We start from the raw sequence: 14505 nt of genomic DNA on the forward strand, positions 1-14505 counted from the left end.
GCACAAGAGGTGTTGACTGGATTACGACCGCTTCGCGCTCGATCGCCGGCAAGGCCAGCTCCCACCGGTCCGTTGAATGCAGATCCACATTGTGGGAGCGGGCTTGACCCGCGATGAGGCCGGTGTAGTCAACATCAGATGTGGCTGAATTGCGACCGCTTCGCGCTCGATCGCCGGCAAGGCCAGCTCCCACCGGTCCGTTGAATGCAGATCCACTGTGGGAGCGGCGGTGCGACGACTCGACTTGACCCGCGATGAGGCCGGTGTAGTCAACATCAGTTGTGGCTGAATTGCGACCGCTGCGCGCTCGATCGCCGGCAAGGCCAGCTCCCACCGGTCCGTTGAATGCAGATCCACTGTGGGAGCGGCGGTGCGACGACTCGACTTGACCCGCGATGAGGCCAGTGCAGTCAGCACATCAGCTAGCGCCTGGATTGCGACCGCTGCGCGCTCGATCGCCGGCAAGGCCTGCTCCCACCGGTCCGTTGAATGCAGATCCACTGTGGGAGCCGGCTTTGCCGGCGATGAGGCCAGTGCAGCCACCGCAACAACTCAGGCCTTGGCCGCCATCGCCGTTACTTCCACGCGCATGCCTTCCACTGCCAGCGACGCCACGCCCACTGCGGCACGCACCGGCCAGGGCTTGGCGAAGAAGCGCTGGTAGACCTCGTTGAACGCCGCACGCTCGGCCATGTCGGTGAGGTAGATGGTCAGGTGCAACACCCGGTCCATGGAGCTGCCAGCGCGCTCCAGGGCAACTTTCAGGGCTTGCAGGGTGCACTCGCTCTGGGCAGTGATGTCGCCCAGTTCCAGGCTGCCATCGGCACGGGTAGGGATCTGGGTCGAAACCAGGATGCCGCCGAAACCGGCGACGTCGGAAGAGATCGAGTCGGCGTCCGGGTCGGGGATGAAGGTGATGTCTTGGTTAGCCATGGGTATCTCGTGTCTGGGGAATAAAAAAGGGCGGTCACCCGCCCCTTCTGCTTACTTGCCGCTGGCCAGCGCCGGCGTGCGCGGTGGCACCAGCCGCCTGGATTCGGTCGACTCGAAGGCCGCCGCCAGGCGCAGCAATGACGAATCGTCGTAGGCGCGACCGGCAAAGGTCAAGCCCACCGGCATGCCGATATCGGCCATCACGCCCATCGGCACGGTCACCGTCGGCACGCCCAGGTGACGGATCGCCAGGTTGCCGTTGGCCACCCACACGCCGTTGCTCCAGGCGATGTCGGCCGACGCCGGGTCGACATCGGCATTGGCCGGGCCAACGTCAGCGACGGTCGGGAAGATCACCACGTCAAGCTTGAGCGCGTCCATCCAGTCTTCGAGGTCGATGCGCCGGGTCTGTTCCAGGCCGCGCAGGCCGTCCGGCACGGTGCTGATCTGGTCCCACGGGGTGATGCCGCGCTCGGCCATGCGCACGTATTCGTCCATGCCAGCGGCGAGGTCGCCTTCGCGGTTGGGCAGCGTGCCCGGATCATGCGGGAAAATCTTCGGCCCGTCGACGTCAACCAGGCGGTTGAGCTTGGGGTCGCCGTTGGTCTGGAGGAAATCATCGAAAGCCCAGGCAGTCAGATCCCACAGCTCGTGGTGGAGGAACTCCTTGGACACCAGGCCGCGATTGAACACGGTCGGCGCCCCCGGGCGATCGCCTTCGCAGTTGGACACCAGCGGGAAATCGACTTCGATGACGTCGGCGCCGGCCGCTTCCAGGGCCTTGCGCGCCTGCTCCCAGAGAGCGATCACCGATGGCCGGGTGTTGATCCGCTGGCCGGTCGGGCCACCGATACCCGGGGCTTCGCTGGTACCGGCCTCTGGGTCGGCATTGATGTACATGCGCGGCACGCCGAAACGCTTGCCCTTGAGCGCTGCGGCATCGGCTGCAAGCTCGTGGTAGGAGGCCGGGCGCACCGAGTCGACGCTGGGGATCGGCACCCAGGGCTGCAGGCGCCACAGATCGCCGCGTTTGTCCGGGTCTTCGGCGACGACGATGTCGAGCACTTCGAGCAGGTCGGCCATGGTCCGGGCAAAGGGCACCACCACGTCCATGGTCGGCGTCAGCGGCCAGTTGCCGCGCACCGAGATCACCCCGCGCGATGGGGTGTAGGCGCACAGACCGTTGTTCGAGGCCGGGCCGCGGCCACTGGACCAGGTTTCTTCGGCCAGGCCGAAGGCGGCAAAGCTGGCCGCCGTGGCCGTACCGGCACCGTTGGACGAACCAGAGGCAAACGGTGCGGTCAGGTAGTCGGCGTTGTACGGGCTTTCGGCGCGGCCATAGACGCCGCGCTGCATGCCGCCATTAGCCATCGGCGGCATGTTGGTCTTGCCCAGGCAGATGGCGCCGGCAGCGCGCAGGCGCTCGATGGTGAAGGCGTCGCGGTAGGCCACAAGGTCAGCGAAGGCCGGGCTGCCGGAGGCGGCGGTCAGGCCCTTGACCAGGTAGCTGTCCTTGGCGGTGTACGGAATGCCGTCGAGCGGGCCGAGGGTCTGGCCCTTGGCGCGGCGTTCGTCAGAAGCCTGCGCTTCGTTCAGGGCTTCGGGGTTGCGCACCACCACCGCGTTGAGTCTGGTGGCAGTGTTCGGGCCGTCGTAGGCGTCGATGCGCGCCAGGTAAGCCTTGACCAGCTCGACCGAGGTGGTCTGGCCGGACTCGAGCGCCGCGCGTAGCTGGGCAATGGAGACCTCTGTGACTTCGATCATGCTGCTACCGCCGAGGGTTGATGGCTGACTGGGTTAAGGCTTGCACCACACGGGGTCTGGAGCACGGGGATTTCACGGCTTTGAAGATGGGTTCGCATAGTTGTTCTCATTGCACGGCATGACGCTGCAGGGTCTGGACGAATTACCTGAGCGGCCTATTTAGCACCAAAATTGCCCACAGAGGAACGGGGAGCCAGCAGGCAGCGGTGCATTCAGGCGCGTGCGAAGGTGCAAAAATCGGCTACCTGGCCTGGGCCAGCAGCAGATATTCAGCTTTACCCCTCCCATCACCGCGAGCATCATGCGCACTTCGCGTTCACGGAGGATTTCGCACATGTTCAGGGCACTTTTCGACACGCTGTTCAAGCGCACGCCTACCGAAGAAGGGTTTGCCCGGACCTTCATCAAGGCCGCGCGCGCCGGCGGCTATGCCGAGCCCCTGGACTATCAGGCCGATGACTTTCGCCTGCGCTACGGCGACAGCAGCTACTTCAACCTGCACAATGCCTACCGCGACTACCTGAACGCCGACAAGGCGCGTAAAACCCAGGTGCTCAACAGCTACGTGCGCGGCCTGATCGACAGCCGCAACAGCACCGCGGCGCAGCCGCTGGAGCAGGTTCGCGCGCTGCTGCGGCCGGTGATCCGCAACGTGGCCATGCTCGAAGAGATCCGCCTGCATCTGGTCCGTAATCACGGCTGGGACTCGCCCTGCCCCATGGCCTGGCAGCCGTTCTGCGAAGACTGCGTGACCTTGCTGGCCATCGACTACCCCGACACCACCTCGACCCAGACCGCCGGCCCGCAACAGGACTGGGGCATCAGCCTGGAGCAGGCGCTGGCGATTGCCCTGGACAACCTGCGCGACGCCAGTCCCGATGCCTTCGAGGCGATCCTGCCCGGTTTGTACCAGGGCGCCTGGAAAGACGGCTACGACACCAGCCGCGTGCTGCTGCCCGACGTGCTGCAGCGCTTGGCGCTCAAGGGCCAGCCGGTGTTCATGATGCCCAGCCGCGATGTGCTGATGGTCACCGGCGACAAGGACGCCGACAACCTGCGGCAGATGGTCGAGCTGAGCTTCCACGCGCTGGAGCACGGGCGCCCGCAGTCGAGCCAGATCTACACCTATCACGACCGCCGCATCGTGCCCTTCCAGGTCCAGGACGCGCTCCTGCAAGCGCGCCTGGGCGACCTGCAGCGGCTGCTGCGCCACGGCATCTATAGCACGCAAAAAGAGTTTCTCGACAAGATTCACGAAGCCCATCCCGAGGACATCTTCGTCGCCACCCACCGGCTTTACAGCGACGCCGAAAACGGCAATAGCAGCTTTTCGATCGCGGCCTGGACCGAGGGCGTGTTCACCTCGTTGCCGCAAACCGACCGGGTGATCCTGGTCCAGCCCCAGGCAGACGGCTCGGCGCATACCCAGGTGGTGGCCTGGCACGAGATCGAGACGCTGCTGAGCGAACTGCTGGCTAAAGACGGCGAGCTCTACCCGCCACGCTTTCGCACCCTCGGCTTTCCCAGCGCCGAGCAGTTGAGCCAACTGACGCCCATCGGCTAAAGCCGCCTCAGGCACCATTCTGGTAAAGTTTGCCCACCGCTCTTAACAACCAAGAACAATCGCGATGAAGCCCCTGAACCAGCCTCGCCTCATTGTGTTCGTCGCCTACCCGCAGATGGGCCTGCTTGACCTGACCGGTGCGCAAACGGTGTTCTGGGCGGCGTCCAGGGCCATGCAGGCGCGTGGCCTGCCCGGCTACCAACTGCATACCGCCAGCCTCGAAGGCGGCCTGATGGCCAGTGCCGAGGGCCTGGCCGTGGATACCTCGCGCCTGGAGCAACTGGCCGCAGCAGCCATCGATACCTTCATCGTCCCCGGCGCCCCGGCGATCTGCCAGACCCTGGACGACTACGGCGCGCTCACCGCCTGGCTGCAGGCCAATGCCGCTCGCGCCCGGCGTATCGCCTCGGTGTGCAGCGGGGCTTTTCTGCTGGCCAAGGCCGGCCTGCTCGACGGCCGCCGCGCCGCCACCCACTGGGCCATGTGCGACAGCCTCAGGCAGACATTCCCGGCCATCGAGGTGGACGCCGATGCGATCTTCATCCAGCACGGCACGGTGTGGACCTCGGCCGGGGTCAGTGCCGGCATCGACCTGGCCCTGGCCCTGGTAGAAGCCGACTGTGGGCGCGAGGTGAGCATGGCCGTCGCCCGTGAACTGGTGGTGTACCTCAAGCGCCCCGGCGGCCAGGCCCAGTACAGCACCCTGCTGCAATCACAAAGCCAGGACGGCGCAGCGTTCGAGCAACTGCACCTGTGGCTCGGCGAACACCTCGGCGACCCGCGCCTGAACGTCGAGCGCCTGGCCGAACAGGCGTGCATGAGCCCACGCAATTTCACCCGCCTGTACAAACTCAAGACCGGCCGCACGCCGTCCAAGGCCATCGAATTGTTCCGCCTGGAAGCCGCCCGGCGGTTGCTGGAAAGCTCGACCCGCAACATCGAACAGATCGCCCGCCAGTGCGGTTTTGCCGATGAAGAACGCATGCGCAGCACCTTCCAGCGTCACCTGTCGATCTCGCCGCGCGACTACCGCAGCCGCTTTAGCGGCACGGTCTGAGCAGCCTGGCCGAAACTCAGGGGTATTTGGCCTGGGGCCGCCGCCGCCCTGCCCTTACGATCATGCCATCGGCAGTCAACCTGCCCCGTGGTCACCCGTCGTCAGGAGCTCTCCCATGCAACAGCACATTGTGGTTATCGGCGCAGGTTTTGCAGGTGTCTGGAGCGCCTTGAGCGCAGCACGGCAGCTGGACCTGCAAGACTGCCAGGACGTCAGCATTTCGGTACTCGCCCCGCAAGCCGAACTGCGCATGCGCCCGCGTTTCTACGAAGCTGACGCGCATACCCTGTTCGCCCCGCTGGGGGCGTTGTTCGAGGCGGTTGGCGTGCGCTTTGTCCAGGGCTCGGCAACAGCGATCGACACCCAGGCCAAGACCGTCGGCTACCGCAACGCAAGCGGCGCCCTGCTGCAACTGCGCTACGACCGTTTGGTGCTGGCGGCGGGCAGCCAGCTGATGCGCCCGAACCTGGCCGGCATGCAGCAGTATGCCTTCGATGTCGATGAACTCGAGTCGGCGGTGCGCCTTGAGCAGCACCTCAATAGCCTCAAGTCCCGGCCTTCAAGCCTTGCGCGCAACACCGTGGTGGTCGCCGGCGGCGGCTTTACCGGGATCGAAACCGCCACTGAAATGCCCGCACGTTTGCGTGCAGCCCTGGGTGACGACAGCGAGGTGCGGGTGATCATTGTCGACCGCGGCAGCAAGGTGGCCGCAGCCATGGGCGAGGCCATCGCCCCGGCGATTGTCGAGGCCAGCGCACAACTGGGCATCGAGTGGCTGCTCGATGCCACGGTGGAGTCGGTCGACGCCCAGGGCGTGACCCTCGCCGATGGCCGGCGCATAGAGGCCAGCACGGTGATCTGGACCGTCGGTTTTCGCGCCAACCCGCTGACCGCGCAAGTGCCTGGTGAGCGCAACGGCCAGGGGCGCCTGCAAGTCGATGCCAACCTCAAGGTCATCGGCCAGGAGCATGTGTATGCCGCAGGTGATGTCGCTTGCGCCGCCACCGATGAGCTGGGCAATTACTCGCTGATGTCCTGCCAGCACGCCATCGCCCTTGGCCGTCACGCCGGCAACAATGTCGCCGCCGACCTGCTTGGCGTCGCCCCGCTGCCCTACCGCCAACCCAAGTACGTGACCTGCCTCGACCTTGGGGCCTGGGGTGCGGTGTTCACCGAAGGCTGGGAGCGTCAGTTGAAGTTGGTGAAGGACGAAGCCAAGGCCCTCAAGACCCAGATCAATACCCTGTGGATCTACCCGCCGGCGGCGGATCGCGCCACCGCCCTGGCCGCCGCCGATCCGATGACCCCGGTGGCTTGAGGTAAAGGGGCTGGATAAAAGCGGCGCAAAACGGCATCCTCCCGGCCTTTTGCCCGCGCCTGAGCGGCCAAGGAGATACCCATGCACGACCTGCCACTGGCCGCCGCCGACTTCGCGTTCCTCGATGCCACCTTGCAGCAATATGGCGATGACCACTCGGTGCTCAACGCCTCGGAGCTCGACGGTTACTTCACCGCCCTGGTCTCGAGCCCGGTGCAGGTGGACATCAGCGAGTGGTTCCCGGCGATCTGGGGTGGGCAGATGCCGGAATGGCAAAGCGCTGCAGACTGCCAGCGCTTCGTCGAGCTGTGTGCCCGTCACCTGAACAGCCTGGCCACCCAGCTGGTTGAAGCACCGCAGGCGTTTGCTCCGCGCCTGGAGCAGACCGAACATCAGGGCCAGCCACTGCCGCTGGCGGAGGAATGGTGCTTTGGTTACTTGCGCGGTGTCGCCATTGCACAATGGCCTGCGCTGCCTGCGCCGCAAGCACAGGCCTTGCAAGTGATCAGCGGCTGGGCGGAACAGGATGAGTTCGAGTTGCCAGCGAACCTGGACGTTGCCCTGCATCGTCAGCGGGTGGTGGCGATAGCCCCGGCGGTGCGGGCGTTGCATGACTATTGGCTGGCACAGCGCTGACCGGCTCTTTGGTGCCTGTATTACCACCGCTGCGCACTTGATCGCGGGTCAAGTCGAGGCGTCGCACCGCCGCTCCCACAGGGGAGCGGGGTTGACCCGCGACGAGGCTTACTTGAGATCGAACCGATCCAGGTTCATCACTTTCGTCCAGGCCGCGACGAAGTCCCTGACAAACTGCTCCTTGGCATCGCTGCTGGCATAGAACTCCGCCAGCGCCCGCAGTTGCGAATTGGAACCGAACACCAGGTCCACCCGGGTGCCGGTCCATTTCACCGCGCCAGTCTTGCGATCCCGCCCTTCGAACGCTTCGTTGGCCGCCGACACCGGCTTCCACTCCACGCCCATGTCCAGCAGGTTGACGAAGAAGTCATTGCTCAGCGTACCCGGCTGCTGGGTGAAGACGCCGTGTTTGCTCTGCCCATCGTTGACCCCCAGCACTCGCAGGCCGCCCACCAGCACGGTCATTTCCGGCGCGCTCAGGGTCAGCAGTTGCGCCTTGTCGATTAACAGGGCCTCGGCCGGTACCCGGTAGCTGTTCTTCAGGTAGTTGCGAAAACCATCGGCATTGGGCTCAAGAAAGCCGAACGATTCGACGTCGGTCTGCTCCTGCGAGGCGTCCATACGTCCCGGGGTAAATGGCACGCTGATATTGACCCCGGCGTTTTTCGCCGCCTGCTCGACCGCCGCACTGCCCGCCAGCACGATCAGGTCGGCCAGGGAGACTTTCTTGCCAGCGCCCTGGGCACTGTTGAAGTCGTTCTGGATGCCTTCCAGCACGCTCAGCACCTTGGCCAGTTGCTCGGGCTGATTAGCCTGCCAGAACTTCTGCGGCGCCAGGCGCAGGCGCCCGCCGTTGGCCCCGCCGCGCTTGTCGGAGCCACGGAAGGTCGACGCCGCCGCCCAGGCCGTAGACACCAGTTCGGCCACCGACAGCCCCGAAGCCAACAGCCTGGCCTTCAGTGCGGTCACGTCGCTGTCATCGACCAGAGCATGGTCGACCTCGGGGATCGGGTCTTGCCAGAGCAGCTCTTCGCTGGGCAGTTCCGGGCCCAGGTAACGCGACAGCGGGCCCATGTCGCGGTGGATCAGCTTGAACCAGGCACGGGCAAAGGCATCGCTCAATTGCTCGGGGTTGGCCAGGAAGCGCCGGGAAATCTTCTCGTAGATCGGATCGAAGCGCAGCGACAGGTCGGTGGTGAGCATGGTCGGGTTGCGCCGTTTGCTCGGGTCGTGGGCGTCGGGAATGATCCCGGCGCCAGCGCCGTTTTTTGGCGTCCACTGGTTGGCCCCGGCCGGGCTCTTGGTCAGTTCCCACTCGAAGCCGAAGAGGTTTTCCAGGTAGTTGTTGCTCCAACGCGTGGGCGTGGTGGTCCAGGTCACTTCCAGGCCACTGGTGATGGTGTCGGCGCCCTTGCCCGTGCCAAAGCTGTTGCGCCAGCCCAGGCCCTGTTCTTCAAGACCGGCGGCTTCCGGTTCCGGGCCGACGTTATCGGCAGGGCCGGCGCCGTGGGTTTTACCGAAGGCATGGCCGCCGGCGATCAGGGCCACGGTTTCTTCATCGTTCATGGCCATACGTGCAAAGGTTTCGCGGATGTCCTTGGCGGCGGCGACCGGGTCGGGGTTGCCTTCCGGACCTTCCGGGTTGACGTAGATCAGGCCCATCTGCACTGCGGCCAGCGGGTTTTCCAGGTTGCGGCCCTGGTCGGTGCGGCTTTCTTCGTTGCCGTGCTGCTCGGGCTCGGCCACCAGGGTGCCTTCGCCGGGCTCCTGCATTGGCTGCGGGCCCTTGCCGTAGCGGGTATCGCCGCCCAGCCACTTGTTTTCCGAGCCCCAGTAGACGTCTTCATCCGGCTCCCAGACATCCGCGCGGCCACCAGAAAAGCCGAAGGTCTTGAAGCCCATGGACTCCAGCGCCACATTGCCGGTAAGCACGATCAGGTCGGCCCAGGAGATGCTCCGCCCATATTTCTGCTTGATCGGCCACAGCAGGCGCCGGGCCTTGTCCAGGCTGACGTTGTCAGGCCAGCTGTTGAGCGGGGCGAAGCGTTGTTGGCCGGAACCTGCGCCGCCCCGGCCATCACCGGTGCGGTAGGTGCCGGCGCTGTGCCAGGCCATGCGAATGAACAGCGGCCCGTAATGACCGAAATCCGCCGGCCACCAGTCCTGGGAATCGGTCATCAGCGCATGCAGGTCTTGTTTCAGGGCTTGGAAGTCCAGGCTCTTGAAGGCCTCGGCATAATTGAAGCCATCGCCTTGGGGATCGGACTGCGGCGAGTGCTGGTGGAGGATCTTCAGGTTCAGTTGGTTCGGCCACCAGTCGCGGTTCGTCGTACCACCGCCAGCGGCATGACTGAACGGGCATTTCGATTCAGTAGACATGGGTGAGCTACCTTTGTATCCAGCGTTTTAGTTATCTCCACATCAGGTCCGGCCGGCACCCGCCAGCGCATCATCAAGGCTAGTCCCGGCCCCGGCAGTCAGCAAATAGACGCAGTATTGCCCGCCGATAGCCATAATCTCTTATACCAACCCCAGGGAAGGAGCAGATCGTAGGAACAGCCGCCTCACCTGAGGTCATGACCATGAACAGCCGTCCGCGTCGCACCGCCTACCACGAAGCCGGCCATGCCCTGGCCTTCTGGTGGAACGGCCTGGCGATCCGGCGGGTAACGGTGCGTACCCGGGCCGAGGCGCTGATCGGGCCGATGGTGGATTTGCGCGGTAACCTGCAAGCGGTCAAGGGCCTGGTCGAGGCGGACTACCTGGTGCCCCTGCCCGCCTTCGAGCCACCGGGCATCGCCGAGTACCTGCCGTCGATGATCGAGCTGATCGAACGCGACCTGCTCAACTGCTTCGCCGGCCCCGTGGCCGAAGCGATCTACCGGCGCTGCCCGGATGAGCGCTTTCTCGGCACCAGCGGCGCCGGCGACCTGCGCCGCGCCCGCGAACTGACCGCCCTGCTGCCGGCACGGCGGATGCACGATGCCGAAGCCGTGGCCCTGACCCGCTGCCACAGCCTGGTACGCCACTACTGGCCGGTGCTGCGGACGCTGGCCGAGCGCCTGCGTGTGCAGGGAGCACTGGATGGCGACACGCTGGTCGAGCTGCTTTGCCAGTTGACCGGCGAGACCCCGCAACGGCTCGGCAATCCGCTGGCAAGCCTGGACAGGCGCTGGCAACAACGGTCTGTCTGAGCTTCAGCCCACCGACGGCACCTTGGCCGGCTGGCCATGTTGGCGAGTGGTAATGATGCCGATCAACGAGATCAACAGCGCCAGGCCAATGGTGGTGGTCACCTCGGCGCGATGCTCGGGGGTCACCAGCATCACCCCAAGTGCAGCACTGATGAAGGCGATCACCAGGTAAGTCAGCCACGGGAACAGCCACATGCGAAACGTCAGCTCGACCTTCTGCTTGAGCAGCATCCGGCGCATGCGCAACTGCGACACGGCAATTACCAGGTACACCAGCAAGGCAATAGCGCCGGAGCTGGCCAGCAGGAACTGGAACAGCCCGGCCGGGGCAAAGTAGCTGACCACAGTGATCACCGCGCCCAGCACGGTGCTGGCGATGACCGCAGCGCGCGGCACCCCCGCCGCCGACGTCACCTTGACCTGTCGCGGCGCCTCACCGCGTTTGCCGAGGGAAAACAGCATGCGCGAGGCAATGTAGATCGAGGAGTTCATGCAACTGGCCACCGCCACCAGTACCACCACATCCATCATCAGCTTGGCGTGGGGAATGTTCATCAGCTCCAGGGCCCGTTGGTAAGAGCCCACCGAGGCCAGCTGCGGGTCGTTCCAGGGCACGATGGAAATGATCACCGCGATCGACAGCAGGTAGAACACGCCGATGCGCCAGATCACCGAACGGGTGGCGCGGGCGATGTTCTTCGCCGGGCTGCGGGATTCGGCGGCGGCGATGGTCACAGCCTCGGTGCCGATAAAGCTGAACATCACCGTGATGAACGCACCGACCACCGCCGACACGCCGTTGGGGGCAAAGCCACCATGGCTTTCGAGCAAGCGGCTGAGGCCACTGACCTCGCGCTCCGGCACCCAGCCCATCAGCACGGCGGCGCCGAGCGAAATGAAGGCGATGATCGCCACGACCTTGAACAGCGCGAACCAGAACTCGAACTCGCCGTACTTGGCCACGCTGAACAGGTTGGTCGCAGCCAGGGCGATAATTGACAACAGGGCAAACAGCCAGGCATCGACCGATGGCAACCAGTTGTTCAGCACATGCCCGGCGGCCAGGGCTTCGATGGGAATCACCAGCACCCAGAACCACCAGTACATCCAGCCGATGGTAAACCCGGCCCAGGGCCCGATGGCCTGGTCGGCGTAGGTCGAGAACGAGCCCGTGTCGGGGTTGGCCACGGCCATTTCGCCGAGCATGCGCATGACCAGGATGACCAACAGGCCCGACAGCACATAAGCGAAGATTGCCGCAGGACCTGCGGCGGCAATCGCATGCCCGGAGCCGACGAACAAGCCGGCGCCAATGATGCCGGCGATGGAAAGCATGGTGACATGGCGCGGCTTGAAACCCTGCGCCAACTGACCGCTCGAATCCTTGGAGCCCAGGCTGATCATTGTATTTATTCTCTTGTGATCGCAACGCATGGCATTGACTGCTGGCGTCACCTTACCTGTGCTGCTAGACGGCGGATTTGCCTGAGCGCGCCGTTCGCTGTGTCTGATCTCGCCATGAAACGTTCGTACCCGCTCAGTGCAACGCCCGGGTCACGAGGAAGTTCACCAGTTCCGGTTCATCGTCCAGTTCGATCGCGCGTACCGGGCGTGGCAGGTTGTCGAGCACCGAGCGCCAGAAGGCGTGGGCGGTCTCGTCCTGATCGTAGTAACGCACCAGCCACTGGTTCTGCCCGCTCGCCAGCACCTGGCTGGCCAGGGCGCTGGCGATGCCCTTGCGCCGGTAGCGCTTGAGGATGAACAGGTCGGCCAGCTCCAGGGCGTCGAGGCCGGGCAGCTCGCTGCGTTCGATCAGCAAAAAGCCGGCGATGTAGCCGTCGACCAGGATCAGGTTGGCGCTCCATTGCGGCGCTTGCCAGTAGCGTTGCAGGTGCTCGTCATGCACATAGAAGCGGCCATCGACCTCGACGTCTTCCTGTTCCCAGTCCGACGACTCGTAGGCGTAAAACTGGTAGAGGTTGCGGATCAGCTCGATCTGCTCAGGGCCGGTTTGCAGGAGCTCGACAGTGAGGTCGCTCATGGCTGGACCTCATACAGCGGAAGAATCGACGGCATTGGTATCTCGATAAGTGAACGAACAGCGCGTTTTGCGGGCGCTATTGTTTACAAAAGCCGGGGCCAATGCCATCGCTAAAACGCCTTACCTGGTCGGCAGCGCGGCGACCGCGTCGATTTCGATCTGCATGCCATCGAGCGCCAGGCGCGGCACCGGGATCAGCGTGCAGGTCGGGGTCATGTTACTGCCCCAGGCCCGCTGGGCCTCAGCGCCCCAGATACGCAGCCTGGCCTCATCGTGGTCGACAATCAGCAGGGTCAGCTTGAACACATCGGCCAGTGTGGCGCCTTTGGACGCCAGGGCGGTCTGCAGGTTACCCAGGGCCTGGCGCGCCTGCTCGGCAAAATCGCTCGACAACCGGCCTTCAAGGTCTTCACCACCCTGGCCGGCGATATACAGCAGCCGGGCATTGGCGGCGACTTCAGCCACATGGGAGTAGGCGTTGGCGCTGGGATCGTAGAGGCCTTCGGGGTTGGACAGGTGAAAAACTGCGGTCATGGTACTGCTCCGAATGATTGGAGCGGCGAGTATCAAACCTCGACCTAAGTAGAGGTCAAGCCTGATGTTACCTGCCCTGCGCAAGGGTCAAGGGTGACTGGCGTGTTAATCTGGCCCCTCGCACGGATTCGACCAGAGAGCAGACATGCCAATCGACCTACCTGACACCATACGCCCACTGTTCATTGCCGCCGGATGGCCGGCCAACAACCCGCTACCGGCCAGCGTACCGACTAATCATCCGGCGGCCACGCTGCTGCTGAGCCTCAACGGCCTGTGCGTCGGCCACTGTGGCGCCGGTGAAGAATGCGCCGCCGGCGACATCGAGTTCAGGGCCAAGCCCGCCCTGCACGACGACAAAGTCATCGTGAGAATGCAACACAAGCTCAACACCACCCTGGTGTGCATCGGCGATGTCCACCACGGCCATGGTGCGCTGTTTGTCGACAGCCAGGGCGCCTGCTACCTCATGAGCCAGGTTCACGATGCCTTCTGGCTGCTCGGCAGCACCTTCGTGGTTGCCGCAGAAAGCCTGCTGCTGGGCCGCCAGCCACAAGCGCAACTGCTGTGAAATTCAGGCGCAAATAAGGCAAATTGCTGGCCCCCTGCTAGCCGCTTCGTTGGCAAACTCGCTTTCTTTTCAGCAAGTTAGGTAGGTGCTATGCGGGCTTATGGATTAACCCTGGCAGCGTTTTTTCTGGTCGCCCTCCCGCTCGGTGCCCAGGCCAAGGCCCTGGGCAACAATGACCGCTACATGTGCAGTTGGGGTTCGGAGATTGCCGCCGGCGCGCAGCAGTCGAAGTTGTCCGGGGTGACGCTGTACGCCGCGCGCAAGCGCCTGCAGGTGCGTAAGTTCAACAAGCCGTGGATGCGCATGACCGCCATGGGCATCACCGAACAGACCTACAACAGCCAGTCGCGCCTAAAGCCCGCAGCCATCAAGCAGACCTACTACGAGCAGTGCGTCAGCCATGCGCTGGCGCGACGCTGAATACGCCGGCTGCTTCGAGGGTTTCAATCAGCCGCTCCGGCCACACCGTGTCGGTGGTTTGCCGCAGTTCCTCGGCCGACCACCAGCGATGATCGGCCATTACTTCGACCTCCGACGCCGTCCAGCCCTGGCGGCACAGCTGCTGGTCCTGCGCCTGGATCAGGTAGTACTGCTCGACCGACGTGACCCACTCGCAGCTGGGCAATTGCATGGTGAAGCGGCGCTCGCTCAAGTGGGCGCCCACGGCATCGACCTGGATGCCGGTTTCTTCGCGCAGCTCGCGAATGGCAGCCTGCTCGAAGGTTTCCCCCTCTTCCACACCGCCCCCCGGTGTTGCCCAGTAATCGTCACCGGCCAGCGCGCCGTTGCGATGGACGAAGCGAAACAGCAACACGCTGCGGGAGGGGCTGATGACTAATAGGCGGGCTGATTTACGTTCACGCATCGTGGTGGTCCTGTCCTTGGTTTATGAT

General features: G+C 64.4%; 14 protein-coding genes. 7 read left to right on the top strand and 7 right to left on the bottom strand.

The window, feature by feature from the left end:
• Positions 1 to 552 precede the first annotated feature (552 nt).
• Positions 553 to 933, bottom strand: a complete 381-nt coding sequence (locus ABIE20_RS10295; protein ID WP_429504889.1) for a RidA family protein — start codon at positions 931 to 933, stop codon at positions 553 to 555.
• 51 nt (positions 934 to 984) lie between these two features.
• Positions 985 to 2697 (bottom strand): amidase, encoded by a 1713-nt coding sequence (locus ABIE20_RS10300; protein ID WP_429504891.1) that lies wholly within the window; start codon positions 2695 to 2697, stop codon positions 985 to 987.
• A 334-nt stretch (positions 2698 to 3031) separates the two neighbouring features.
• Here ABIE20_RS10300 and ABIE20_RS10305 point away from each other — a divergent pair, with 334 nt between their 5' ends.
• From ABIE20_RS10305 to ABIE20_RS10320, 4 genes are all read left to right on the top strand, one after another.
• The gene (locus ABIE20_RS10305) at positions 3032 to 4261 is read left to right on the top strand and encodes a hypothetical protein (RefSeq protein WP_429504893.1); all 1230 of its coding nucleotides are present in this window, start codon (positions 3032 to 3034) and stop codon (positions 4259 to 4261) included.
• 64 nt (positions 4262 to 4325) lie between these two features.
• The gene (locus tag ABIE20_RS10310) at positions 4326 to 5318 is read left to right on the top strand and encodes a GlxA family transcriptional regulator (RefSeq protein WP_429504895.1); all 993 of its coding nucleotides are present in this window, start codon (positions 4326 to 4328) and stop codon (positions 5316 to 5318) included.
• Between the two features lie 115 nt (positions 5319 to 5433).
• Entirely contained in the window at positions 5434 to 6636 is a 1203-nt protein-coding gene (locus ABIE20_RS10315; protein ID WP_429504897.1) for an NAD(P)/FAD-dependent oxidoreductase, read from the top strand.
• Between the two features lie 81 nt (positions 6637 to 6717).
• Positions 6718 to 7272, top strand: coding sequence for a UPF0149 family protein (locus ABIE20_RS10320; RefSeq protein WP_429504899.1), 555 nt, complete (start codon positions 6718 to 6720; stop codon positions 7270 to 7272).
• Positions 7273 to 7380: 108 nt separating this feature from the next.
• Here ABIE20_RS10320 and katG read toward each other — a convergent pair whose 3' ends face one another.
• A complete protein-coding gene (gene katG, locus ABIE20_RS10325) occupies positions 7381 to 9651 on the bottom strand; it encodes a catalase/peroxidase HPI (RefSeq protein WP_429504901.1) in 2271 nt (756 codons plus the stop codon).
• A gap of 203 nt (positions 9652 to 9854) precedes the next feature.
• Between katG and ABIE20_RS10330 the strand changes: the two genes are divergently transcribed.
• Positions 9855 to 10466, top strand: coding sequence for a hypothetical protein (locus tag ABIE20_RS10330; protein ID WP_429504903.1), 612 nt, complete (start codon positions 9855 to 9857; stop codon positions 10464 to 10466).
• 3 nt (positions 10467 to 10469) lie between these two features.
• Here ABIE20_RS10330 and gabP read toward each other — a convergent pair whose 3' ends face one another.
• From gabP to ABIE20_RS10345, 3 genes are all read right to left on the bottom strand, one after another.
• Positions 10470 to 11870 (bottom strand): GABA permease, encoded by a 1401-nt coding sequence (gabP, locus tag ABIE20_RS10335; protein ID WP_429504905.1) that lies wholly within the window; start codon positions 11868 to 11870, stop codon positions 10470 to 10472.
• A 133-nt stretch (positions 11871 to 12003) separates the two neighbouring features.
• Complete coding sequence (locus ABIE20_RS10340; RefSeq protein WP_429504907.1) at positions 12004 to 12507, bottom strand: GNAT family N-acetyltransferase; 504 nt, start codon at positions 12505 to 12507, stop codon at positions 12004 to 12006.
• Positions 12508 to 12627: 120 nt separating this feature from the next.
• Positions 12628 to 13041, bottom strand: a complete 414-nt coding sequence (locus tag ABIE20_RS10345; protein ID WP_429504909.1) for a RidA family protein — start codon at positions 13039 to 13041, stop codon at positions 12628 to 12630.
• 145 nt (positions 13042 to 13186) lie between these two features.
• Between ABIE20_RS10345 and ABIE20_RS10350 the strand changes: the two genes are divergently transcribed.
• Positions 13187 to 13612: an SUKH-3 domain-containing protein gene (locus tag ABIE20_RS10350; RefSeq protein ID WP_429504911.1), complete on the top strand. Its 426-nt coding sequence runs from the start codon at positions 13187 to 13189 to the stop codon at positions 13610 to 13612.
• 90 nt (positions 13613 to 13702) lie between these two features.
• Positions 13703 to 14032, top strand: a complete 330-nt coding sequence (locus tag ABIE20_RS10355) for a hypothetical protein (protein ID WP_429504913.1) — start codon at positions 13703 to 13705, stop codon at positions 14030 to 14032.
• Here ABIE20_RS10355 and ABIE20_RS10360 read toward each other — a convergent pair.
• Positions 14007 to 14477, bottom strand: a complete 471-nt coding sequence (locus ABIE20_RS10360) for an NUDIX hydrolase (RefSeq protein ID WP_429504915.1) — start codon at positions 14475 to 14477, stop codon at positions 14007 to 14009. The genes ABIE20_RS10355 and ABIE20_RS10360 overlap by 26 nt on opposite strands.
• Positions 14478 to 14505 lie beyond the last annotated feature (28 nt).

Source organism: Pseudomonas sp. 2835, assembly GCF_050435905.1.
In the GTDB taxonomy this organism is placed as follows: Bacteria; Pseudomonadota; Gammaproteobacteria; order Pseudomonadales; family Pseudomonadaceae; genus Aquipseudomonas.

What these genes read in the sequence shown, in the direction of transcription:
- ABIE20_RS10295 (WP_429504889.1), bottom strand. Translation starts at nt 933, where the DNA reads ATGGCTAACCAAGACATCACCTTCATCCCCGACCCGGACGCCGACTCG.
- ABIE20_RS10300 (WP_429504891.1), bottom strand. Translation starts at nt 2,697, where the DNA reads ATGATCGAAGTCACAGAGGTCTCCATTGCCCAGCTACGCGCGGCGCTC.
- ABIE20_RS10305 (WP_429504893.1), top strand. Translation starts at nt 3,032, where the DNA reads ATGTTCAGGGCACTTTTCGACACGCTGTTCAAGCGCACGCCTACCGAA.
- ABIE20_RS10310 (WP_429504895.1), top strand. Translation starts at nt 4,326, where the DNA reads ATGAAGCCCCTGAACCAGCCTCGCCTCATTGTGTTCGTCGCCTACCCG.
- ABIE20_RS10315 (WP_429504897.1), top strand. Translation starts at nt 5,434, where the DNA reads ATGCAACAGCACATTGTGGTTATCGGCGCAGGTTTTGCAGGTGTCTGG.
- ABIE20_RS10320 (WP_429504899.1), top strand. Translation starts at nt 6,718, where the DNA reads ATGCACGACCTGCCACTGGCCGCCGCCGACTTCGCGTTCCTCGATGCC.
- katG (WP_429504901.1), bottom strand. Translation starts at nt 9,651, where the DNA reads ATGTCTACTGAATCGAAATGCCCGTTCAGTCATGCCGCTGGCGGTGGT.
- ABIE20_RS10330 (WP_429504903.1), top strand. Translation starts at nt 9,855, where the DNA reads ATGAACAGCCGTCCGCGTCGCACCGCCTACCACGAAGCCGGCCATGCC.
- gabP (WP_429504905.1), bottom strand. Translation starts at nt 11,870, where the DNA reads ATGATCAGCCTGGGCTCCAAGGATTCGAGCGGTCAGTTGGCGCAGGGT.
- ABIE20_RS10340 (WP_429504907.1), bottom strand. Translation starts at nt 12,507, where the DNA reads ATGAGCGACCTCACTGTCGAGCTCCTGCAAACCGGCCCTGAGCAGATC.
- ABIE20_RS10345 (WP_429504909.1), bottom strand. Translation starts at nt 13,041, where the DNA reads ATGACCGCAGTTTTTCACCTGTCCAACCCCGAAGGCCTCTACGATCCC.
- ABIE20_RS10350 (WP_429504911.1), top strand. Translation starts at nt 13,187, where the DNA reads ATGCCAATCGACCTACCTGACACCATACGCCCACTGTTCATTGCCGCC.
- ABIE20_RS10355 (WP_429504913.1), top strand. Translation starts at nt 13,703, where the DNA reads ATGCGGGCTTATGGATTAACCCTGGCAGCGTTTTTTCTGGTCGCCCTC.
- ABIE20_RS10360 (WP_429504915.1), bottom strand. Translation starts at nt 14,477, where the DNA reads ATGCGTGAACGTAAATCAGCCCGCCTATTAGTCATCAGCCCCTCCCGC.